Annotated in this window: 19 protein-coding genes; 11 read left to right on the top strand and 8 right to left on the bottom strand. The window is 57.4% G+C overall.

The window, feature by feature from the left end; translation table 11 throughout:
• Positions 1-249: 249 nt before the first annotated feature.
• Together D0544_RS04625 and D0544_RS04620 are read right to left on the bottom strand one after the other, a co-directional pair.
• A complete protein-coding gene (locus D0544_RS04625; RefSeq protein WP_125014828.1) occupies positions 250-1,449 on the bottom strand; it encodes a glycerol dehydrogenase in 1,200 nt (399 codons plus the stop codon).
• Between the two features lie 72 nt (positions 1,450-1,521).
• The gene (locus D0544_RS04620; RefSeq protein ID WP_125014827.1) at positions 1,522-2,958 is read right to left on the bottom strand and encodes a coniferyl aldehyde dehydrogenase; all 1,437 of its coding nucleotides are present in this window, start codon (positions 2,956-2,958) and stop codon (positions 1,522-1,524) included.
• Positions 2,959-3,176: 218 nt separating this feature from the next.
• Here D0544_RS04620 and D0544_RS04615 point away from each other — a divergent pair, with 218 nt between their 5' ends.
• From D0544_RS04615 to D0544_RS04585, 7 genes are all read left to right on the top strand, one after another.
• On the top strand, positions 3,177-4,202 hold the full coding sequence (locus D0544_RS04615; protein WP_125014826.1) for an AraC family transcriptional regulator: 1,026 nt from the start codon (positions 3,177-3,179) through the stop codon (positions 4,200-4,202).
• A 221-nt stretch (positions 4,203-4,423) separates the two neighbouring features.
• Positions 4,424-4,984 carry a gluconate 2-dehydrogenase subunit 3 family protein gene (locus D0544_RS04610; protein ID WP_125014825.1) on the top strand — a complete coding sequence of 187 codons (561 nt, stop codon included), beginning with the start codon at positions 4,424-4,426 and terminating at the stop codon, positions 4,982-4,984.
• A 1-nt stretch (position 4,985) separates the two neighbouring features.
• Positions 4,986-6,524 carry a GMC family oxidoreductase N-terminal domain-containing protein gene (locus D0544_RS04605; RefSeq protein WP_125014824.1) on the top strand — a complete coding sequence of 513 codons (1,539 nt, stop codon included), beginning with the start codon at positions 4,986-4,988 and terminating at the stop codon, positions 6,522-6,524.
• 78 nt (positions 6,525-6,602) lie between these two features.
• Positions 6,603-7,394: a 2-keto-4-pentenoate hydratase gene (locus tag D0544_RS04600; protein ID WP_125014823.1), complete on the top strand. Its 792-nt coding sequence runs from the start codon at positions 6,603-6,605 to the stop codon at positions 7,392-7,394.
• 110 nt (positions 7,395-7,504) lie between these two features.
• Positions 7,505-7,909, top strand: coding sequence for a hypothetical protein (locus tag D0544_RS04595; RefSeq protein WP_125014822.1), 405 nt, complete (start codon positions 7,505-7,507; stop codon positions 7,907-7,909).
• A gap of 72 nt (positions 7,910-7,981) precedes the next feature.
• Positions 7,982-9,424 (top strand): DEAD/DEAH box helicase, encoded by a 1,443-nt coding sequence (locus D0544_RS04590; RefSeq protein WP_125014821.1) that lies wholly within the window; start codon positions 7,982-7,984, stop codon positions 9,422-9,424.
• Positions 9,425-10,014: 590 nt separating this feature from the next.
• Positions 10,015-11,190, top strand: a complete 1,176-nt coding sequence (locus tag D0544_RS04585; protein WP_125014820.1) for a type III PLP-dependent enzyme — start codon at positions 10,015-10,017, stop codon at positions 11,188-11,190.
• 21 nt (positions 11,191-11,211) lie between these two features.
• On the opposite strand, the gene D0544_RS04580 is transcribed toward D0544_RS04585, so the two are convergent.
• The 3 genes from D0544_RS04580 to D0544_RS04570 all read right to left on the bottom strand — a co-directional run bounded on the left by D0544_RS04580 (position 11,212) and on the right by D0544_RS04570 (position 13,107).
• Positions 11,212-11,664 (bottom strand): hypothetical protein, encoded by a 453-nt coding sequence (locus D0544_RS04580; protein WP_125014819.1) that lies wholly within the window; start codon positions 11,662-11,664, stop codon positions 11,212-11,214.
• A gap of 274 nt (positions 11,665-11,938) precedes the next feature.
• Positions 11,939-12,427 carry an FKBP-type peptidyl-prolyl cis-trans isomerase gene (locus D0544_RS04575; RefSeq protein WP_125014818.1) on the bottom strand — a complete coding sequence of 163 codons (489 nt, stop codon included), beginning with the start codon at positions 12,425-12,427 and terminating at the stop codon, positions 11,939-11,941.
• 83 nt (positions 12,428-12,510) lie between these two features.
• Complete coding sequence (locus D0544_RS04570; protein ID WP_125014817.1) at positions 12,511-13,107, bottom strand: DUF938 domain-containing protein; 597 nt, start codon at positions 13,105-13,107, stop codon at positions 12,511-12,513.
• 151 nt (positions 13,108-13,258) lie between these two features.
• On the opposite strand from D0544_RS04570, the gene D0544_RS04565 reads away from it, so the two are divergent.
• The 4 genes from D0544_RS04565 to D0544_RS04550 all read left to right on the top strand — a co-directional run bounded on the left by D0544_RS04565 (position 13,259) and on the right by D0544_RS04550 (position 18,497).
• A complete protein-coding gene (locus D0544_RS04565) occupies positions 13,259-14,203 on the top strand; it encodes a DMT family transporter (protein WP_125014816.1) in 945 nt (314 codons plus the stop codon).
• Positions 14,204-14,249: 46 nt separating this feature from the next.
• Complete coding sequence (locus tag D0544_RS04560) at positions 14,250-15,374, top strand: M14 family metallopeptidase (protein WP_125014815.1); 1,125 nt, start codon at positions 14,250-14,252, stop codon at positions 15,372-15,374.
• A gap of 103 nt (positions 15,375-15,477) precedes the next feature.
• Positions 15,478-16,476 (top strand): metal-dependent hydrolase, encoded by a 999-nt coding sequence (locus D0544_RS04555; RefSeq protein ID WP_125014814.1) that lies wholly within the window; start codon positions 15,478-15,480, stop codon positions 16,474-16,476.
• Positions 16,477-16,589: 113 nt separating this feature from the next.
• Positions 16,590-18,497, top strand: a complete 1,908-nt coding sequence (locus tag D0544_RS04550; protein ID WP_125014813.1) for a DNA phosphorothioation-associated putative methyltransferase — start codon at positions 16,590-16,592, stop codon at positions 18,495-18,497.
• Between the two features lie 257 nt (positions 18,498-18,754).
• Here D0544_RS04550 and D0544_RS04545 read toward each other — a convergent pair whose 3' ends face one another.
• From D0544_RS04545 to D0544_RS04535, 3 genes are read right to left on the bottom strand one after another with little or no spacing between them, the layout of a single operon-like run.
• On the bottom strand, positions 18,755-19,672 hold the full coding sequence (locus D0544_RS04545) for a phospholipase D-like domain-containing protein (protein WP_125014812.1): 918 nt from the start codon (positions 19,670-19,672) through the stop codon (positions 18,755-18,757).
• Positions 19,665-21,473, bottom strand: coding sequence for an ATP-binding protein (locus tag D0544_RS04540; protein ID WP_164880834.1), 1,809 nt, complete (start codon positions 21,471-21,473; stop codon positions 19,665-19,667). Before D0544_RS04540 ends, D0544_RS04545 begins: the two co-directional genes overlap by 8 nt.
• Position 21,474: 1 nt before the next feature.
• The gene (locus D0544_RS04535) at positions 21,475-23,103 is read right to left on the bottom strand and encodes a DEAD/DEAH box helicase (RefSeq protein WP_125014810.1); all 1,629 of its coding nucleotides are present in this window, start codon (positions 23,101-23,103) and stop codon (positions 21,475-21,477) included.
• Between the last annotated feature and the right edge of the window lie 23 nt (positions 23,104-23,126).

Genomic DNA, 23,126 nt, shown 5'->3' with positions numbered 1-23,126 from the left:
ACGACCCACAGGGTAGTGAGGAGTGCCTGGATGACGATAAGGAGCTGCAGGAGCAGAGCTGCCGGCCCGTACATCCTGACATAAGCCGCTCCTGGCCATCCATGGCCCCGCGGCATACCGTACATCCCTTTTGATCGCTACCGGCATCCTGCCTCTCGCGATCTACCGCCCTTCCCTGGGCATAAAAAAACCCCCTGCCCGGTAGGGACAGGGGGCAAATCCCCTTACGGGGAAAGGAGAGCCGCGCCGTTACTCGGCTCCATGCAATCGTGCGTAGGGGAGATCCCCCAGTTCTGTCATCAGGCGGGTGCCCAGCTGGTCTACTGCCAGCAGGGACTGCTGCACCTGCTCGGCCGTGATCTCCAGCGGCATATTGCCGATAAAGGGGAAGCCCAGGGTGGCTTCAACCACCGTGGCAAGCGACTGGCTGTCCGTGGCCTCCAGACCCAGCTGGGCCAGATTGACCGGCAGCCCCACTGCGGCAAACAGGCGCCCTACCCGCTCGGCCTCAGTCTGGTCACCCTCCAGCAACAGCTGGGTCAGTACACCGTAGGCCACCATCTCACCGTGCAGGTAGTTGTGATCGACCTCTTCCAGCAGGGTAAAGGCCTGGGCGACCGCGTGGGCAGCGGCAATACCGCCACTCTCGAAGCCCAGTCCGCTGAGCAGGGTGTTGGCTTCCACGATATGTTCCAGGGCCTCGTTTACCCGGCGGGACTCGACCGCCTGCACCGCGAGGGTGCTGTAATCGAACAGCGCCCTCGCACTCACCTCGGCCAGTGCGGTACCGGCCAGGGTGGGGCGGACACCGAAGGGGGTAATGCCGGCGGGATTGCGCTGGCAGGCGCGCGCCTCATACCAGGTGGCCATGGCATCACCGATACCGGCCACCAGGAAACGGGCCGGCGCCTCGGCGATGATGGCGGTATCCACCAATACCAACGCCGGGCTCTGCTCAAATACCTCGAAGCTTTCGGTCACCCCTTCCGGGGTGTAGATCACCGAGATCGCCGAGCAGGGGGCGTCGTTGGAGGCCAGGGTTGGCATCACAATACTCGGCACCTGCAACCGATAGGCGATCGACTTGCCGGCGTCGATGGTCTTGCCGCCCCCCAGGGCGATCAAGGCATCCACTGGCTGGGTGTCGTCGCGCAGGAAGGCCACCTGCTGTTCAATCTCCCGCAGGGAACACTCGCCGCCGAAGGTGGCGATGCGGGTCTCGATTCCCGCGCCATGCAGGCTGGCCTGCAAACGCAGCGCTTCGTTGCGCTGGCTGCGTGCGCTGCAGAGGATGGCGCAGCGCGCCACCTTGAGGGTGCTGATCACCTCGGCGGCGCGGTCGATTAAACCGGCGGCCTGCACGTAGCGACCCGGCGACCCAAAGATACGGGTGGCGCCCTGGGGGGCTGGCTGCCGGATTTCAGTGCTGGACGGGTTGGCTTCAGACATGGGCTCTCTCACTCAATTAGGGTCTCGGGTATCCACCCGGCCAGCACAGCTGGCCAGAAGGATCTCGGCGAATTACAGACGGAAGCGGATCATCAGCTTCATCAGCTTCTCGAAGCGCGGGCCGTAGGGGGGAGCCAGCATCAGAATGCCGGAGTTGCGTGCCTGCTTGAACACCGGGCGCAGCTTGGAGAACTCGATAAAGCCCTCCTTGCCGTGGTAGTGGCCCATGCCGCTGTTGCCGATACCTCCAAAGGGCATGTCGTGCTGCGCCACGTGCAGCAGGGTATCGTTTACAGAGACACCGCCGGACACAGTGTTGTAGACCACCTTCTCCTGCAGCGCCTTGTTGTTGCTGAACAGGTAGAGGGCCAGCGGACGTTCGTTGGCGTTGATGTAGTCGATCACCTCGTCGATGCTGTCGTAAGGCTTGATGGGCAGCAGGGGGCCGAAGATCTCGTCCTGCATGATCACCATCTCCGCAGTCACATCGAGAACGATCTGGGGCGGCAACTTGCGGGTCTCGGGGTTGGGGGTGTCACCCTGGGTCAGAGGCACCGTCTTGGCCCCCTTGGCGGTGGCATCCTCCAGGGTTGAGCAGAGACGGCTGAACGCCTTACCGTCAATGATGGAGGTGTAGTCGCCGGAGTCGGCACGGCCGTAGCGTTCGGCCACGATCGCCTTGGCATGACCAATAAACTCATCCACCGAACCCCTTGGCAGGAACAGGTAGTCAGGGGCGGTGCAGGTCTGGCCGGCGTTCAGCAACTTACCGAACAGCATGCGCTCGGCGGCTGTGCGCAGGTCAAAATCGGGCGCCACGATGGTGGGGGACTTGCCCCCCAGTTCCAGGGTCACGGGGGTCAGGTAGCGGGCGGCGGTCTCCATCACTGTCTTGCCGGTCTCCGGCGAGCCGGTAAACACCAGGTGGTCCCAAGGGCGGGCGGTAAACTCGCCGGCAGAAACGCCGGGCACGAAGGCCAGCACCGATTCGTCGAACACCTTGGCGGTAAGTTCATCCATCAGGCGGCACAGGTTCTGTGAGTTAGCCGCCATCTTGATGATCACCCGGTTACCCGCCGCCAGGGCAAAGATGGCCGGGCCCACGGTCAGCTGCAGGGGATAGTTCCAGGGAGCAACCACCCCGATCACCCCTTTGGGCTGGGGAATAACCTGGTTTTTGGCCCCCAAAAATCCCAGCCCCACGTGGCGCTTCTGCGGTTTCACCCAGCCCTTGAGATGCTTTTTAACGTAGGCGATGTTGCCCAGTAGCATCGAGATCTCAGCGAGCTTGGTCTCCTGGGCACAGCGATTGCCAAAATCCCGGTTGATCGCCTCGCAGATCGCATCCTGGTTGCTCTCCAGCAACTGCTCCAGGGTGTCCAGGTGCGCAAGGCGCTCCTGCAGACTGGGGTAGGCGCCCGCCTGGGAGCGAGATGCCTGCCGTTGCTTGTCAAACAGGAAATCGATGCGACTCGGTTCATTAGCGACTTTCAATGCGGTGTTACTCATCACGACCTCTTATCAGGCTTGTGCCAATCGTTCGGCGATTCAATCAGGGGACTCACAGCGACCAGACTACCCACCCCCCTCCCGCACCAGCTTGACAATTAGCGCCCCAACATTGACATAAGGCGACATCTTGCCCGAATGATTGACAGTTGGCGCCAGCCTATTGATCATTAACGACAGCACCGCGATTGCCGCCCATAACAATAAAAGGAGCACCCGTGTCCCAGGCCAGCAATAGGCTCAAGGTGAAAAGCAGCGCCTTGATGGGGTTTAACCCCCTCTGCCGACGCCTGCAGATCAACCCCGTCAGCCTGTTGGCCGCCGAGGGGCTGTCGAGCACCGTGTTACGCTCCAACGACCTGATGATCGACTACAACAGCTTTGCCCACCTGTTAAACCGGGGGGCCGACAGTGCCGATTTCCCTCTTTTTGGGCTCGCGCTCTCCACCTACCAGGGGCTAAAAACCTTTGGCCCCCTGGGGCTGCTTGCCTCCCAGGCGGCGACGGTGGCCGACAGCCTTGAAGTGATCAAGAAGTTTTTCCACTTTCACGCGCTGGGGGTCAGCTTGACCACCACCCTGCTGGAGAGGGAGGCGCAACTGGCGATCGAGTTTGATCTCGACCCCTCGATCGGCCTGGAGCAGGTGGTCGAGGTCAGCCTCGGTCTCGGTTACAACGTCCTCCGGGAGATGGCCCCCGACACCATGCGGGGTGCACGCATCCACTTCCGGCATTCACCACTGGTGCCCCCCGAGGCGTATCGCCAGTACATCGATGCCGAGATACGCTTTGGCCAGAGCAAAGACGCCATCGTCTTCCCTCCCCGCCTGCTCCGGCAGCCCCCACGCCCCGCCTCAGATGCCCTCAAACGCTACCTGGAATCGTTTCTGGAGCAGGAATCCCAGGGGCGCGAGCAGCCGCTGCCCCATAAGGTGTCGCGGCTGATCTACGAACTGATCCCGACCGGTGAGGCCACCCTCACCACCATCGCTCCCATGCTGGGGCTCAATATCCGCACCCTGCAACGCGAGCTGAAGCTGATCGGCACGGAGTTCCGCACCCTGCTGGACCAGGTGCGTTTTGAGATCGCCCGCGAGTCCCTGGCGGCGGACACCCCGATCACCGACATCGCCCTCAACCTGGGCTACTCGGAGTTGAGCGCCTTCTCGCGGGCCTTCAAACGCTGGTCCGGTCTATCCCCTTTGCAGTGGCGCCAACGCGCCCAGCAAACGGGTAACCCCTAGGGTCCCGCATCCACAGGTCGGGGGCCCGCCCTTGCGGGACAGCGGAGAGCAGTTGTCGTGTTTGGTCAACTTGTCGGCGCTATCTGTCAAGCGACGACCGCTAGCGGGATCTAGCATGAAGTGGAGTGCAGGCATCCCACCACCGCTGAACTCCCCACCCTCAGCACCTGTGAGGACGCCTCCAATAATAAAACCGTTGGCCCCAAGTAAGGTGAATAACAATGGGTAATCATCGATCTCTGCCCTCCGCGACCCGCCGCCTGTTCCTGCAACAGTCGATGCTGGCACTGGCCGCTCTGGTGGCACCGTCACAACTGCTGGCCATGGAGAACGCCGCCGTGAACCTGGGCCCCCGCAGGCTGCGGGTACTCTCAGCGGATGAGGACCGAATCCTGGCGGTGGTCGCCGACACCCTCATCCCCCAAGGCGGCGCCTTCGATACCGGGGCCCGGGATATTGACCTGGCCCTGCGTATCGACCACTACCTGGACCCCACCGACAACGACCTGCTGACCGGCCTGCGCGGCGCCCTGCTGTTTGTCGAACACAAGTCCCCCGAGTTGATCGGTGCCCCATCCCCCTTCTCGGCGCTGTCCGCCAGCGAGCGGGAGCGCTGCCTGCTGGCCCTCAAGGAGGCAGGACCGGTTGCGGTCAGCGTGTTTGCCGCCCTGCGGGGTCTGTGCCTCTTCTACTTCTATACCGATGAGCACAGCTGGCCCCATATCGGCTACGACGGTCCCCTGATTGCGCAAAGCGCCCCTAACCCCAAAAACGGTGGTTGATATGATTATTCAAGGTCATGAGATTCACTCTCACCTCAAACTCAAAACCCACTCTGTGGTGATCGGCTCAGGCGCGGGTGGCGGCGTGGCCGCCTATCACCTCGCCGCTGCCGGGGTCGACACCCTCGTCCTCGAAGAGGGGGGGTACTTCCAGGCCCGGGATTTCAACCAGCGCGAAGAGGATATGATGCCGGCCCTGTATCGTTCCGGGGGGCAACAGACCACCACCGATGGCATGATCTACGTCTGGCAGGGCTCCTGCTTCGGCGGCTCCACCGTCATTAACACCGCCGACGCCACCCCCATCGAAGCCGAGGTGCTGCACCACTGGCAGCAGAAATTCGGCCTCACCGAGCTGACCGAGGAGAGCCTGACCGCCTCCTACGAGCGGGTCTACAAGGATCTCAACGTCCACCGGCTGGAGGATCGAATCCTCAACCGCAACAACAACGTGTTACTGGAGACCGCCGATCGCCTCGGCTACAAGGCGGGCGTGTTTAACTCCAACCGCAAGGGCTGCATCGGCAGCGGGTACTGCTTCTCCGGCTGCTCCTACGACGCCAAGCAGGGCACCAACCTCACCTACCTGCCCCGTGCCTCGGCGTTGGGGGCCTCGATCTACACCGATGTGCGGGTTGACCGCATCGAGCCGCTGTTCGGTGGCACCTATCGCATTCACGCCAGTGTGCTGGAGCGAGGCACCCGCGCCCTCCGGCTGCCGATCACCATCGACGCCGAGCGCATCATCCTCGCGGCCGGTACCGTCCACACCCCCGCCATTCTCAAGCGTTCGGGCCTGGACAAGGGGCTCCCCCAGCTGGGGCGCAACATCTCCCTGCAGCCGCAGCTCGGCATCTCCGCGCAGTTCGACGCCTCCGACAAAATGATCTCCTGGCGCGGCGCCCCCCAGTCGGTCTACATGAGCGAGTTCGATGACAACCGCGCCGACCACGGCCTGGGCGGTTTCCGCATGGAGGGGGTGGGTGGACTGCCCGGTGTACTGGGAGCCTTCTCCTCCGCCATCGGCCAGGAGCATAAGCGGATGATGCAGGCCTATCCCCATACCCACTATTCGGCGCTGCTGGTGCCCGACCAGCCCACCGGCACCATGGACTGGGAGTGGGGGGCGGACGGTAAAGTCAAACCCAAAATCCACTACCGCCCAACGGCCGAATGGGTTCAGCGCCTCAAGACCGGCATGAAAACCGCCACCGAGTTTCTCTTCGAGGCGGGCGCCAGACAGGTCAACTACAACAGCGCGGTCTATCCCTCGCTCACCAGCCCAGACCAGCTCTCGCGGATCGATGAACTGCCGGTGGAGCCGGGAATGGTGCAGTTGACCTCCGCCCACGTACAGGGCAGTTGCCGCATCGGCCTGGACGCCAGCACCGGCGTTGTCAACCAGGACCTCAAACTGCATAACCTGGATAACATCTACGTGGTCGACGGTTCGGTGATGCCCACCACCAGCTCAACCCACACCATGATCCCGATTATGGTGATGAGCGATCGCGCCATGCACAAAATGCTTAACCCCTAAGGGAGGGCCGTAACCGCCCATAACGGCCGCGAGCCCCCCGTGGGTTCGCGCTCCCTCCCCTGCCCCCAAGGATTTCCTATGCTTAACCAAGAAACCCGCAGCACCATTGCGCAGCAGATTTTCGATTGCTTCACCCACAGGCGCCAGATTCCGCTGTTGACCCAGAGCCACCCCGAGATCGAGGTGGAGGACGCCTACCGCATCCAGGAGCAGGTGATTAGCCGGTTCCAGGCCGATGGGCGACAGGTAAAGGGGTACAAGATCGGCCTCACCTCCGAGGTAATGCAGCAGATGGCAGGGACCACCGAACCCGATTACAGCTCGGTACTGGACCACATGTTTGTGGAGTCGGGCTCGTGCCTCAAGTGCGACGACTTTTCCGACCCCCTGATCGAGATCGAGATCGCCTTCGTCATGAAGCAGACCCTCAAGGGCCCCGGCATCACCGAGGCTGACGTGGCGGCGGCCACCGACTATATCCTGCCCTCCATTGAACTCGTCGACTTCCGCGTCGCCCGCGCCCCCGGTATGGATGTGCGCGATACCATTGCCGACCTGGCTGCGGTGGGCTGCGTCTCTCTGGGCAGCCAGCCCAAACGCCTCGATGAGGTGGAGCTGGGCGCCATCCGCGGCGACCTGATCATCAACGGTTCCGTGCAGGAGAGTGGCGCGGCGGCCGCGGTGCTGGGTAACCCCCTCACCGCGGTAGCCTGGTTGGCCAACAAGCTTTCCGAGTTTGGCATCGCCTTTGAGGCTGGTGATGTGGCCTTTTCCGGCTCTTTCGTGCGCGCGATCCCTGTGCAGGCCGGGGACAGCGTCATTGCCCGCTTCGACAGCGGACTCGGTGACGTCAGCCTGCAGTTCGACTGACCCCTCCCTCCCCCCGGCGCCGATCACCGGCGCCGCCCCCGGTGCGCCCACGCCTATCCCTGTTGATACTAAGATGTATAGTACGCGCCCCTATTTTCGATAGAGTCACCATGAAACGAGCCCACGGCAGCTACCGCATCAAGGTAGATCACCAGTTGGTGATCTGCCGTGGCTATGGTGGCTGGAATGAGGTCACCGCCCGCCAGTGGCTGCAGGACCTGCGCCACTGTGTCGAGCAGGCTGGCCTCACGCGCTGGTCCCACTACGTGGATGTCTCCCAGTGGCAACTGGCCAACCCGGAAGCCATCCCCTATCTGCGCGAGTCGGTGGCCTGGGCGGTCGCCAACGGCGTGCAATACACCCTGATCTATCCCGGCGAGGGGCTGCTCAACCAGCAGTTAATGGAGCAGTTACTCATCTACGAAGGCGACAATCGCTCCCGGGTGGTGTCCAGTCCCCGGGAGGCGGAGACCTTCCTGACCCTGCACGGTTATACTCTGGGATCGGATCTTTAACCACTTGGGCTTTGTTCGCTACCGCCTGCGGTTTACAATGCCCCCCTTTTCCCAGCCCATGAGGCCGCCAACGTGTTCAACCAACTCGCCCTGAATGAGCGCCTGCTGAAAGCCCTCGACAACCTCGGTTTTACCGAACCCACCGAGGTGCAGAAGCGGTCGATCCCCCCCGCGCTGGAGGGCAGGGACCTGTTGGTCTGCGCCCGCACCGGCAGTGGCAAGACCGCCGCCTTCGTGTTGCCGATCCTGCATCGCCTGCAACTGAGTGAGCGCCCCGACGCCCAGGCCAGGGCACTCATCCTGGTGCCCACCCGCGAGCTGGCGCGCCAGGTGATGAAAGCCTGCGAGCAGCTGGGACGCTTCACCTTTATCAAGGCCGACATGATCATCGGCGGTGAGGGCTTCAAGGAGCAGCGCGCCATGTTGCGCAAAAATCCCGAGATCCTGATCGCCACCCCGGGTCGACTGGTGGAACACCTGGAGGCCGAATCGCTGCACCTCAACGATATCGAGACGCTGGTACTCGACGAAGCGGACCGCATGCTGGAGATGGGCTTCAGCGAGGACCTGGAGAAGATCTGCAACGCCTGCGCCGATAAGCGCCAGACCCTGCTCTACTCCGCCACCCTCAAGCGTCGCGGGCTCAGTGAGATCATCGCCAGTGCCCTCGATAACCCCGAATCCCTGATCCTGGACACCCCGCGTAAGCAAAGCGGCGACATCGACCAGCAGATGATCCTGGCCGACGACACCGGGCACAAGGTGAAACTGCTGGCCCACCTGCTGGAGCATGACCCCTTCGACAAGGCGCTGGTGTTCACCAACACCCGGGAACTGGCCGACCGCCTGTGCGGCCAGCTGCGGGGCCAGGGGTTACCGGTGGGGGTACTGCACGGCGAGATGACCCAGCCCGAACGCAACCAGGGGATGCAGCTGTTCCGTGACGGCCACTTCAAGGTACTGGTCGCCACCGACCTCGCCGCCCGCGGCCTCGACGTCAAGGGGGTCGACCTGGTGATCAACTTCGACATGCCCCGTAACGGAGACGATTACATCCACCGTATCGGCCGGACCGGCCGGGCCGATGCCAGCGGTGTCGCGATCAGCCTGGTCTGCGCCTACGACTGGAACCTCAAGGCCGGTATCGAACGCTATATCAACACCGGCCTGCGCAAGCGACAGGTCGAGGGGCTGATCGCCAGCTACAAGGGGCCCAAAAAACTGAAGAGCTCCGGTAAGGCCGCGAGCACCAAAAAACGCAAGCCCGCCACCAAAGCCAAGCTGAAGACGGGCGCCAAAGCCAGCGGCAAGCGACCCGCCAGCCCGGTGGCAGGCGCCGGCAAAAAAACCGCGAGCGAGCAACGCGAGAACCGTCCCGCTACCCCGGTCGATGGTGATGCACCGCTGCGGCGCAAGCCCGGCGGCGCAGCTAAACCCCGCGCCACTGGCAAACCGGCCGCCGCCAGCCCCTGGGGCTCGGATAGCGGTTTCGAGCCCCCCAAGCGCCGCAAATAGCCCTTCAGGGGCGGGTAGCCACCCGCCCCTTATCATTCCAGTACCTGCCATTTTCTCAATTGGCACCAACGTTCGAAACATTTTTAGGGCTCGCCAACATTTTTTCTTGCGAGCCGCCTAAATTCTCATACACTCAACGCGTTTTAAGTTACCCAATGGATTTTATGTCGATTCCCAATCAGCGTTAGCCAACAGCGAGCAGAGACTCCGAGGGCTGGCGCAACACTAGCTTAAGGACAACCTGTGGATGAATAACGCAACCAGGGAGCTCGCACCCGAGCCCGATATCACCGAGGCCAAAGGCCACCGTCCCCCCCTTAAGGGTATTGGACCGGTGGCCGCCCCCTCCCAACCGATTTGCCACCCGGCCCTGCGCCTGGGTGAACCCCGAATTACGCCCACCGGCGTAACCCCGTCTGTTGTCCCTGTGGCCAACAGCCGCGGCGCTGTGCGCGATCCCCGCGTCCACGCCCTCCTCGCGCTATGCCCTGGCTACCGCGAGCTGACAACCCTTTGTATCCATCCGACAGCCCACCGGGGAAGCTTTGCGCAGACCCTACCCTCTGTTCGTCCATTCGAGAACTAATTACATGAGCATTTGCCGTATCTCTCCCGCCCACCTGGGTGACCGTTACCGTTCGCTGCTGCACGCAGAAGGGTCTGCCGTGCTGTTATTGAACCTCAGCAAAGTAACCGAGCAGTACCGTGCCCTGTGCAACGCACTGCCCGGCGTCGAGCCCTATTACGCCATCAAGTCGCTGCCCCACCCGGCGGTGGTTGAACACCTGCTGAGCCTCGGCTGCGGCCTCGATATCGCCACCGCCGGCGAGATCGAGATGATCCGCGACCTGCCCGTGGATACCAACAAGACCATCCATACCCACCCCATCAAGCGGCCCCAGGATATCCGTGCGGCACTGAACTTCGGGGTCACCACCTTCGTGGTGGACAACATCTGGGAACTGGAGAAGTTTATCCCCTTCGCCGGCCGGGTGGAGCTGCTGCTGCGCATCAGCTACCGCAACCCCGAGGCCCGCGTCGACCTCTCCCGCAAGTTCGGCTGCACCGTCGAGGAGGCTCCCTTCCTGCTGCAGCGCGCCGAGCAGCTGGGTATCCGCGTCAAGGGGCTGAGCTTCCACGTCGGCTCCCAGTCCAAAAACGGTGAGATCCACGCCGCCGCCATCCGTGCCGCCTCTCGCATCATGCAGGAGCACAATGCCGAGTTCGACGAGAACGTGGAGACCATCGATATCGGCGGTGGCTTCCCGGTGAACTATGGCGACAACACCCTCGGCATTGAGGCGTTCTGCGCCCCCATCCGCGAGGCCCTGGCCGAGCTGCCCGCCCACTTCCGCGTACTGGCCGAGCCGGGCCGTTTCCTCTCGGCGCCTGCCGGCACCGCCATCACCCAGGTGATGGGCAAGGCGCGCCGTGGCGACACCACCTGGTACTACCTGAACGATGGCGTCTACGGTAGCTTCAGTGGCCAGATCTACGACCACACCCACTACCCGCTGGAGGTATTTTCCGATCTGGAGGAGCGTGAAACGGCGGCCCTCACCGGCCCCACCTGCGACAGCATCGACATGATCGCCGAATCGATCGTGATCCCGCCGCTGCAGATCGGTGATATTGTCGTCGGCCATATGATGGGGGCCTACACCATGGCCTCGGCCAGTGACTTCAACCTCTTCGATCGTGCTCATGTTGTGGTGATGGATGACGATCAGTGGGCGATCGACACGGTCACCTCCATCACCGCCTAGGGGATCAGGCCAGGGCGTGCGCTAACCGCAATCGCCCTGCAACGCTCCGCTGAGGTGGCGCATTCCCCAGCGCCCGGTGGCCGGCGGCGGCTCCGCCCGGTCCACCAACAGCAGCAGGAAACTCGCTGGATCCACCCCCTTGCCGGGTGGGTCCAGCAACCCCAGGTACCAGCCATCGGCCCCCTCCGCCAGCGCCTTGTTGTCCGCATGACAGGCCACCGACAGCAGCAGGGCCGCACGCACCCGCTCATCCACCGAGCCGTCCGCCTCGGCAAACCCCTCCACACGGGCACTCCATAGTCCCAGATCCCGCTGCACCCATTGCAGACCCAGCTCCAGGGCCAACCGCTCCAGTTGACTCGGTGGTGCGCCCTCAAGCGCCCGATCCTCTCCATTGTTGGCATCGGCCCCCGCTCCCCAAATCAGTGCACTGATCCCAAGCGCCAGCGCCCACCCCTTTCCTACTTGATTCATCCCTGGCTCCTCCCTGAGCAATATGAAGAATCATCATCCTGATGATTCTGCACTCGATCATAGTGTCCTGGCCGGGCCAGCAGAAGCCGCCCAACCCGCTCCCCGTTGTAGGGAATGGTGGCGCCAGATTGTGGGGGATGGAGGAGCAGGTTGTAGGTGATCTGCACCCAAGCTGCGGGGGGTACTCGCACTGGGCAGGCACTGAAAAAAACACAGCCACAAAAAAGGGCGCCGCCCGCCGGGAGCCGCGCCCTGGTGCAGCCTGGGGCAGGAATCAGTGGTGATGGCCACCCACGCCGTGGGCGTGCCCGTGGGCAATCTCCTCGTCGCTGGCGTCACGTACGTCCACCACCTCTACCTCGTAGTGCAGGTCCATCCCCGCCAGCGGGTGGTTGGTATCCACGTCCACATTGAAGCGACCCGCCTTGATGATGGTGACGTGGCGCGGGCCCTGCTCGGTATTGACGCTCACCACCGAGCCCGGCAGCAGCAGGGCCTTCTTCTTGACCAGCAGGTGCTTGATGGGGATGCGCTGCTGGCTATCCTCAACCCGCTCACCGTAGCCATCTTTGGCCACCACGACGGTGCTGAACGTGTCACCCACCGCGCGGCCGTTCATGGCCATCTCCAGCCCGGGGATCATGTTGTCGTGGCCATGCAGGTAGGCCATGGGCTCGCCGTCGTAGGAGGTCTCCAGCTCATTGCCTTCGCTGTCGTTCAAACGGTAATGGAACTGCACCACCTTATCGGCTTCAACCTTCATCTGCTGATACTCCAAAGAGAAATTCGGGCGCACATTATCCGGCGACCCCGAGCCCTTGGCAACCATTGCAGGGCCGCTTTGAGTCAGCGGCGAGTAAAGCGCAGCAGCAGGTTGTTGGCGGGCATCGCCTGCTCACCCCTATAATCAAAACCGGCCTCCTCCAGCCGCTCTACCATCTGGGCCAGGTCCTTGATGCCGCTGTCCGGATCGCGCTCACGCAGCCAGCTATCCAGCGCACGGTTGCCCTCGCTGGTGAAGCGCCCCTCGCGGTTAAAGGGCCCGTAGAGGCAGAAGCAAGCGCCCTGTTCGAGCGCCTGTGCCAGCCCCTCCACCATCGCTTCCACCAGCGGCCAGCCGACATAGTGCACCGTATTGGCGCTAAAGGCGGCATCAAACAGGCTGTCGAGGGGCCAGGGGTGGCAGCGCACATCCAGCTCCAGCGGCGAACGCAGATTGTCGAGCCCCGCCTCCCGGCGCCAGAGTTCGATGCCGGGAAGCGCCGGCGCCAGCTCACTCGGCTGCCACTCGAGCCAGGGCATGTGCTCGGCCATATAGACCGCATGCTGGCCGGTGCCGCTGCCGATCTCCAGCACCGAGCGGGAGCCGGCAAAGTGCAGCCGCAGCGCTTCGTAGATCGCCTGCTGGTTACGCAGGCAGGCTTCGTTGACCGGTTTTTCCATAGCGACTCCCAGGGGTTGTGCACATCAGTGTATCACCGAGGCTGCCACCGGTGTCGCGCCCTCGGCAATAACCCGGAGACGGCACCATACCGAAAAAATCGGTACCGTTGGCGCCCGTTTCGCGGCACACTGGCCGCCTTAAGGAGACACCATGAACGCCACCCTCTACCTGTCCACCGTCCTCATCTGGGGCACCACCTGGATCGCCATCCACTGGCAGCTGGGGGAGGTCCCGGTGCTGGCCTCGGTGTTCTATCGCTTCGCCATCGCCGGCGGACTGCTGCTGCCGTTGCTGCTGCTCAGCGGACGCATGCAACCCACCAACGGCCGCGACCACGCCTTTATGGTACTGCAGGGCATCAGCCTCTTCTCCATGAACTTTGTCACCATGTACAGCGCCGCCCAGACCATCACCAGCGGCCTGCTGGCGGTGATCTTTTCCGCTGCCAGCCTGTTCAATGCCCTCAACAGCCGCCTTTTCTGGGGTGAGCGGCCGGCACCGGTGGTGTATGTGGCAAGCCTGCTCGGCATCGGTGGCCTCTGCCTGATGTTCTGGCCGGAACTGAACCACGGCAGCGCCGACCTCAGAGGGGTGCTGATGGCGGCTCTCGGCACCTACCTGTTCTCGCTGGGTAATATGATCTCCCTGCGCCACAGCAAGAGAGGCCTGCGGCCGCTGACCAGTAACGCCTACGCCATGCTCTACGGCGCCCTATTCCTCGCCGCCCTGATGGCGCTGAGCGGCACCCCGCTGCGCTGGGATGAACGCCCCCTCTACCTCGGCAGCCTGCTCTATCTGGCGATTATAGGCACCATCGTTGGCTTTACCGCCTACCTCTCGCTGGTGGCGCGCATCGGTGCCAACAAGGCCGCCTACGCCACGGTGCTGTTCCCTGTGGTGGCGCTGACCCTCTCCACCTGGTTCGAGGATTACCACTGGCGCCTGGCCAGCATCGCCGGCCTGGTGCTGGTGCTGGCGGGCAACGCCCTGATGCTGGGGCTGCGCTGGCCCGGGCGCCCCCTGCGGAGCGGGTCGCCCCCAGTGGCGGTGAATAATGAGGGCGCGCCCTTGCGCCCTCCCACGAACCTGCAATAATCGCAGCCTATCGAGGTCAACAAGCGATCACCGGTGGAGGGATCCCATGCAGATAACAGCAGCCTTTGACGGCGGCAACATTGAAGTGGTCAGCGCCGAGGCGGCCGACGACATCCAACTGAGGATCCGCGCTGATCACAACAGCTCCTTCTACCAATGGTTCTACTACCGCCTCAGCGGTGTACGCAGCCAGGCCTGCCACATGAAGATCCTCAACGCCGAGGGCGCCGCTTACCCCGGCGGCTGGCAGAACTACCAGGCGGTCGCCTCCTACGACCGCCAAAGCTGGTTCCGGGTCCCCACCAGCTACCGCGACGGGGTGCTTCACATCAAGCACGAGCCGGTCCACGACCTGGTCTACTACGCCTACTTCGCCCCCTACTCCATGGAGCGCCTGGCCGACTTTATTGCCAAACTGCAGGCCCACCCCAAAGTGGAGCATCGCATGCTGGGCCAGACCCTCGATGGCCAGCCCCTGGACCAGCTGGTGATCGGCCAGGCGGACAGCGGCAAGAAAAAGATCTGGATCCAGGCCCGCCAGCACCCCGGCGAGACCATGGCCTCCTGGTGGATGGAGGGCTTCCTGCCCCGCCTGATCGACGGTAACGATGCCATCGCCCGCGCCCTGCTCGACAAGGCGGTGTTTTACGTGATGCCCAACATGAACCCCGACGGCAGCCGCCGCGGCCATCTACGCACCAACGCCGCCGGCGCCAACCTCAACCGTGAGTGGCTCGAACCCAGCGCCGAGCGCAGCCCCGAAGTGCTGCTGGTACGCCAGCAGATGGAGTCGATCGGCGTCGACTTCTGCCTCGATGTGCACGGCGACGAATCCCTGCCCTACAACTTTATCGCCGGCACCCACGGCATCCCCTCCTGGAACGAGAAGCGCCTTAACGTGCACAACAGCTTCGGCCAGGCCCTGCGCCGCGCCAACCCCGATTTCCAGCTGGTGCACGGCTACCCCGACAACCAGCCGGGCAACGCCAATATGACCATGTGCACCAACTACGTGGCGGAAACCTTCAACTGCGTGGCGATCACCCTGGAGATGCCTTTCAAGGATACCGCCGATACCCCGCAACCCCGCGAGGGCTGGTCCCCCGAGCGCTGCAAACGCCTCGGCGCCAACGCCCTCGATGCCCTCCATGCGGTGATCGACCAGCTCTAGCGGCCCCGCCCCTGCCCCGGCACCGGGAACCCTCGGTGCCGGACGGGGTCGAAAGCTGGACGCTACCCCCTTTTAAAGCCACCGGACAGCTAGCAACCACCCTATGGATCCCGTTACCCAGGGCGTACTGGGCGCCACCCTGGCCCAGGCCGCCAGCAAGCCCAAACTGATCATCGGCGCCACATTGCTGGGCATCGCCGGGGGCATGGCCCCCGACCTGGATGTGCTGATCCGCTCCGAAACCGACCCCCTGCTCTACCTGGAGTACCACCGCCAGTTTACCCACTCGCTGTTCTTTATCCCCTTCGGCGGTGTGCTGGTAGGCTTATTGATGCACGCCCTGCTGGGGCGGCACTGCGGCCTGCGGCTGTGGCAGAGCCTGCTGTTTGCCACCCTCGGCTACGCAACCCACGCCCTGCTCGACGCCTGCACCACCTACGGCACCCAGCTGCTGTGGCCCTTCAGCAATGCCCGCATCGCCTGGAACACGCTGTCGATCATCGACCCCCTCTACACCCTCCCCCTGCTGGGGCTGGTGATCACGGCCGCGGTTAAAAAACGCCCGCAGCTGGGCCGCATCGCCCTCGCCTGGGCCCTTATCTACCCCGGCATCGGGGCACTGCAGCGCGAGCGCGCCGAAGCGCTGGGGTGGGAGATCGCGGCCGCGCGCGGCCACGAACCGGTGCGACTGGAGGCCAAACCCAGCTTCGCCAACCTGCTGGTGTGGAAGATCGTCTACGAAACCGAAGATCGCTATTTTGTCGATGCAGTGCGGGTGGGCATCAACAGCCGCACCTACCCGGGGCAGCACGTCGCCAAGCTGGATATCCCCCGCGACCTGCCCTGGCTCGACCCCGCCTCACAGCAGGCACAGGATATCGAGCGCTTCCGCTGGTTCTCCAACGGTTACATCGCCCGTGACCCCGAGCACCCCAACCGGGTAGTGGATATCCGCTACTCGGTGATCCCCAACGAGATCAAGGCCCTATGGGGCATCGAGCTCAACCCCGGCGCCGATCCCCGCCAACACGTGCGCTACCACGCCGGCCGCGACACCGGCCAACGCAACCGCGACAAGTTCTGGCAGATGGTGTTTGATTAGCGCCTCCTGATTTGGGGCTACAGAGGCTTTCCGGACAACTGCACACAGGTTTCGTCTATCACCGGCAAATCGCGTTATCATGATGCCGGTAAAGCATTAAAGGCGACCCAAACATGGACTTTCCGGCATACAAAAATCTAGTGGCCTCTCTAAAAATCGGCAAGCGGCTACCTGACGCGATCTACCTGCATCAGTTCGCATTGAACGAGATCGATACCACTCTCGCTAGCCTGACCATTAAAATATCCGATGCCGTTAAAATCGACCTCGACGCCTGGAACATAGTCAAGTTCTACACCCGCGATTTTAAGGTCGCGTTCCTCAACTACCCGGACTTTTTTGATTACGCCTACCCGAGCCTTACTCGAAGCTATACCGTTGATCTGGCCAAGCTCAGCGTCCGACAGGCCAATTACGCCACTTCAGACAACCCGCCCATCCTTCACCGCAAAGAAACCTTCCTTCCGCCAGGACATGAGGCGTGTGAAGTCTTCGCAACCTATACCGCCCAAGGCGAAGCCTTAGGGTTGTATGAAAATACGCGCAGCATCGGTTTCAAAAAGAACTGGGAGCGTTTAATTGCAAGTAAGGGATATTACCTCGACCCTAATGGCTCCCTTCTCCCTCTAGTTGAAAAGCCTGTAGTGCCTGTCAATGAGGGGAATGTGAATATTGAGCGTCATAAAACAGCCATTGATAGAAGTCACCTTTCTAGTCCAATGAAAGTACTAGCCCGGCATGGTTACCTTTCTGGCGATTACAGCCTACTGGATTATGGTTGCGGAAAAGGTGATGACGTCCGTGAGTTAGAGGCGCATGGGATTGACGTTAGCAGCTGGGACCCGAACCATAATCCCGAAGGAGAGTTGATAGAAAGCGATATCGTCAACCTAGGCTTTGTGCTGAATGTGATTGAAGATAGGGAAGAGCGGGACGATACGCTGAAGCGTGCATGGGAATACGCAAACAAATTGCTAGTGGTATCGGTGATGATCGCCGGTGACTCAGTGATCAGCCAATTCAAACCCTACAAGGATGGGGTTCTCACCAGCCGTAACACTTTTCAACGTTACTATAGCCAAGGGGAGTTCCGTTACTATTTAGAATCGGTTTTACAAGAGGAAGTAATAGCCGTTGGTCAGGGGATATTTGTCATTTTCAAGGACAAGATAGAGGAACAAACGTTTCTCGTTGAACGGCAGCACATAAAACGTAACTGGCAACAAAAAACACAGCGAGAGATAAAAGCCAGGGAAAACAACCTGACTAAAGATATCATTGATCGGCATATCGACCTTTTCACAGACTTTTGGGAGACAAGCCTAGAGCTAGGTAGGATACCCGCAAACAGCGAGTTCGAGTTCAGCGACCAGATACGACGAATCGCGGGATCACACAACAAGGCCCATCAAGCACTGGTGAAGCAGTTTGGTGAATCGCTTTTTAAGGAAGCCCATACAAAAAGAAAAGAGGATTTGATTGTTTATTTCGCGCTAGGGCTGTTTGAAAAAAGAAAGCCACAAACCCAGATTCCCGAAGGGTTAAAGCGTGATATCAAAGCCTTTTTTGAATCCTACAACGATGCACTCGAACAGGCCAGATCAGCCCTGTTTGCGGTCGGAAACCCAGAAGTGATTCGAGAGGCCTGCTACAAAGCCTACGATCAACTTCAATGCGGAGAGATGAACGAAGGGCACAGCTACACCTTTCATAAAGACTATCTGGGAGATATCCCCCCCGAACTCAGGATATACGTAGGCTGTGCGACCCAGCTCTATGGTGACCTAGAAGAGATACAGCTAATAAAAGCCCACATGCTGTCAGGAAAAGTTAGCCTTATGGGCTATAAAAACTGGGAGTCAGAGACTCCCATGCTGGTCGAGCGCATAAAGATAAAACTTAGAGAGCAGGACGTTGATTTTTTCGACTATGTTGGGGAATACCAACCGGAGCCACTAAACAACAAAATAATATTTCTCGAAAAAAGTAACATCATCGACAGCAACTCAAAGTTTGTCTAATAGTCACCAGATTTTCAGGAGGTATCTATCAGAACAAGTTTAGTTGAAAACCTTAACAACCAAACATTTTCAATTAAGCAAGGTTTCTAAGGACGCACCACCACAGCTGATTATTTCGACGAAACACCCACTATATTACTGTGGAAAATTAATATATAAGCCATAAGGACAACCTAAAAATTATTAACTCTGATTTTTTTCGGGCCTCAATATAGTTATCGACAATAAAAATCGGCAATATTCTTCATGGCGACCGGCTAAGTTTGGACTGAACCGCTCCACTTCAACTTCGCTCGCATCGAATACCTAGGCCTGGACAGCTCAATTTCATCTTGCGCTATCTCTGAAATAAACGTTAGTAAATTAGAAAGTATTGTCTTTACACTTTTCCTATAAGGAGCAGGGTCATCTTTAAGTACGCTGTGAAGCAGCGAGGATAGCTCTCCAAAGTACGCTTCGTTTCCCTCCTTGTACATTAGTGTTGTTTTTAGCCACCTATAGGCAGCTGTATTAAGCAGTAAGCTTCTGCCACCAGAACCATTACTACGAATCGTGTTGTATACAGGGTCCTCATTTACACCATTTCGATTTCCATACTCCTCCAAGGGAAAGTCGGAAACTAGCAAGTAGTCTCGCGCGCTTACAATCTCACTAGGCCAATCGCAAACGGACTTTACCCCATCCACAAAAGTTGACACATATGCTTCCATTTTATCCAACGCAGCCAGATCTAAACCCTGAGACAAATTAAACAAATTGCTGACAAAATCCAAACAACAGCTATCCGGTTTGATTTTAACCGAAGCCTCGATATTACCATCGCCAAAAATTTTTAGTCCACTTGCAGTAAAATTACCGCTACTAATATACATGACAGTAGAATCAAGCAAATATATTTTAGCGTGAAGATTAGGTATCCTACCTAAGCTCCAACCAGACTTTAAAATTAACTTGAGAGCATCTAAGTCTGTAGCACCATTCATTATATCTGATAGGGTTACTCTACTGATAACTCGTACTGAACGTAACGGGTGTTTCTCAGAAAGCCCGATTAGCCATTCTATAGCTGGCTTAGTGATATAGGCAGATATTACAACTAGATTAGAGCAATCTGGCAGGAGTAGCTCTAAGTCTGTTTTTAGCGCACCATCAGCAATGAATAATGCTTTATCCATTTTTCAGATACTCAGTAAGCATCTGCTTTGCGTAATAACCCCAGTCCTTCCTTGCTTCCAAAAGCCACTCTTTATATTGCTCATCTTGCTGCTTGTCTTCCATAATCGCCCAAGCAGAGAATAACAGCTTGATGATGTCATAGTATTGTGGATCATCAGCTATATCGGAAACCAGGTTCTTATAGAAAGGATGTGACTCATTGATAGTGACTTTAAGCTTACCCCCGGGGGTGGTTACATCAAAAATAATATCCGCTCCCCTAATATCCGCTGAGGTTATGATAAACTTATCGCTACTCTGCAGAGCGTCAGAAATAAGTTTCTTTGTATCCTCTTCACTAAGAGACAACCCATCTCGCTCTAACTCCTCTTTTATCTCCTCAGCTTTTTGCTCATCAGATAAAGTATCAGACTTTCTATCGCTTTCACCTTTTGCGTCGAGCTTTTGATCAAACTTAGTTGCTACACCTTCCGCCTTGTGGGATAAATCAGAAGAATAATCATTTTTTTTAACTGAGCCTTTTCGTTGTTTGTCTAACTCACCTCGGACAGCACTAAGAATGCTAACAACTTTTTCAGACACCCTGATCACAGGCAACCTTATGTCATTATTTTCATTCATAAAGGCGTCAGCTTCGCTTTTACTGTCCAGCCCTTCTTCTTGAGCTATATCTGCCAATGAAAGCTGTCTCAACGCTGTAGCTGCTTGCTTGTTATTGGTTACTCCAAATACCTCATCTAGCTCCGGAGAAAATGAAATTTCAGCCCCCCAAAATCTCTCAGTGGGATCGTAAACGTTAGTGAAGCTATTATTTAGCTCAAGCTCTCTACCCGCCCGAACTATAGATATACCTAGATTTTTCGCACAGTGCTTACCGAATGGAGTAGCACCTGGGTTTCCGTAGCTTTTATCACTGTAATAAGAGTTGAAGTCCTTCCTGAACTTGTGGTCACACATCGACACTTTGAGATTCACATTGTGTATTTTTCCATTCCAGGCTACAGGTATAGAGCCATTATAGAAGCTTACAAACCCTGGACTGCTGTCAAATGGGGCAGGGGTATTCGTATCCTTTGTCAAATAAAGAGGATCATTTGCTTTTACAAGCTGATCATAAACAATACAACCATTGTAGGCCGCCATTCTAATTTCGCAGTTGCTACCTATAAAATATCGGTACATCCTTCCAACTATAAATTCCACGTTAGAGAAAAACGCTTTGTGCCTTTTCCACTTGAGCCGGTCTAAGTCACTCCAAATAACCAGAGTTCCGCTTCCCTCTATTTCCCCCTGAATACAGTCGACCCACTCGTTCGGAAGGCTTGCTAGTTGTGGCTCTGGCACAACATCGTAGTGCTCCCTAGCAATTTCTTTAATGTCTAGATATGTGTGATACGTTTTTCCATTCTTCCAGCTATAGACATCAACTCTATTACACTGCGATATAGACGCATTCGGTAGCCCCATCCCAAACTTCCCAATGCCATCCTTTGCTTTTCTTCTAGATCCCATCCCAAAAGCAAGTGCGGATTGAAGCTCATCCTTATCCATACCGCCAGCGTTGTCGTAAACAGCAATTTGCTCAATTCGACTTGAGTTACGATCGGAAATTAAGGAAGACTGCTCTTTACAAATTAATTGAACATGGGTTTTCTTTTTTATTTCAAGCCCAGACTGGATACTATTATCAATCAACTCAGCTACAGCATGAGCTGCATCTTTGTACCCATTATCTTTCATAGCATCTAATACGAGCTCAATGGGAAAAATCTTTTGCATGTATTTAGTTTCATTATTCATTTCAGCCCCCATTTCCATTACCCCAGCACTCATCCCAGTGCTTAAATGTTTTAGACATATCTCGCAATCCAGGCATTGTATCTTTTATCACATAAATATCCGCAAACTCTGTACCTCCAGCATTAACCCCTCGTGTTGCTCTCCCAACCATTTGACTAAACAGAGTAAGAGAGTTTGTCGGTCGAGCAATAATGGCAACATCAGTTTTAGGAGCGTCAAATCCGGTTGTCAGGACTCCATAATTAACTAGAATGCTGGATTTTCCATCTTTATAGTCTTTTATATTTTTCCTTCTAGCATCTTCCGGCGTAGTAGCTGTAACAATTCCAGCCTTAATATCTTTGTATTTAAGCAAAGCATAAATACCTTCAGCACTTTCTACACTTGGCGCAAAAAGTATTATCTTACGACCTTCTTCAATAAGCTTTATAGCGTTTGACAATATAACAACATTTCGTTTTTGATCCAGGCCTAGCCTTGTCAATAAAGCTTTGTCCGGCTCGCCACCATTTTTTAACAATGAAATATCGTTGGTTGTAAGATTTATATCAGATGATTGGTAAGGAATATCGTGATATTTAACTTGAGACAAATACCCCTTATCCTGCAGGTAGCTTATAGGACTTCCATAACCATCAATCTCAAGTGAAACCTTGTTGCTATTAAAAAAAATTGCTAATTCAGCGTTTTCTTCTTGGTTTTCAGTCGATCTACCTGGTGTAGCAGATAAACCAAGTAATGCCGCGCCACCTAAAGACTGAAAAACTTCGATAGCTTGTTTATAAGTCGGTGCTATTGCCTTGTGTGCTTCATCGAATATGACGAGCGTTGTCTTTGAGCAAATACCATAGTAGTTAGCTTGTTGAGAAACACTTATAGAGTTTAATTTTTGAAGCCCGCACACAATAAATCCAGACTTTATCACTGAAAGATCGGCTTCTCCAGACCCGAAAACTCTGTATAAATTTGTCTTACCCACCCCCAGTGAGGACCATGCTTTGATAAACTCGCTTGCTGCTTGATCACACAATTCATCCGTATCACAAAGCCATACAACTGTTTTATCGGATCTATTAGAGATCGAGTTACGCAAAAAATCACAAGCGATACTCATTGCTGTTCTTGTCTTACCAGACCCTGTTGGCATATGTAGAAGAACACGCTCACCCGCAGTAGACAAATACGATTTGATTTTTTGGGCAGCTTTTTCTTGGTGCTCAAAAAGCCCATAATTGCTTTCTACCGTAGTACAGAAGGAGCGCCCCTGGACAGCAGTTGATTCTTCAGGCTTTTCGCAGTCAAAGTACTCATAAAGGTCAGCAATACTTTCAAAAGAAAACTTCTTTCTAAGCAACCCTTCCCACGGGGTAGAATATTTATCTCTAACACCAAGCTTGCTTGATAGTTCTTCGGCATTTTTTTCGTCGAGATACTCAAGGAGAAGCTTTCTATTTTTAGCCTCCTCTAAAATGGAGGCAACTCCGTATATCTCGATTACGAGCTGAGCAAGTTTCTTTGTGTTAGGTGAGCCTTCAAACTCATTAATGATACCGAGAACCGATGGATTACATAGTCTCGACATCCCTTCAAAGCCCATTCCACAAATAGCTTTTCTAAGCTTTTCTGTCACAATCCACTCCTACCCTGAGCTCG

It is taken from the genome of Aestuariirhabdus litorea, assembly GCF_003864255.1.
Classification (GTDB): domain Bacteria; phylum Pseudomonadota; class Gammaproteobacteria; order Pseudomonadales; family Aestuariirhabdaceae; genus Aestuariirhabdus; species Aestuariirhabdus litorea.
The sequence above is the reverse complement of the archived record's forward strand: the minus strand, read 5'-3'. Positions and strand labels throughout refer to the sequence as shown.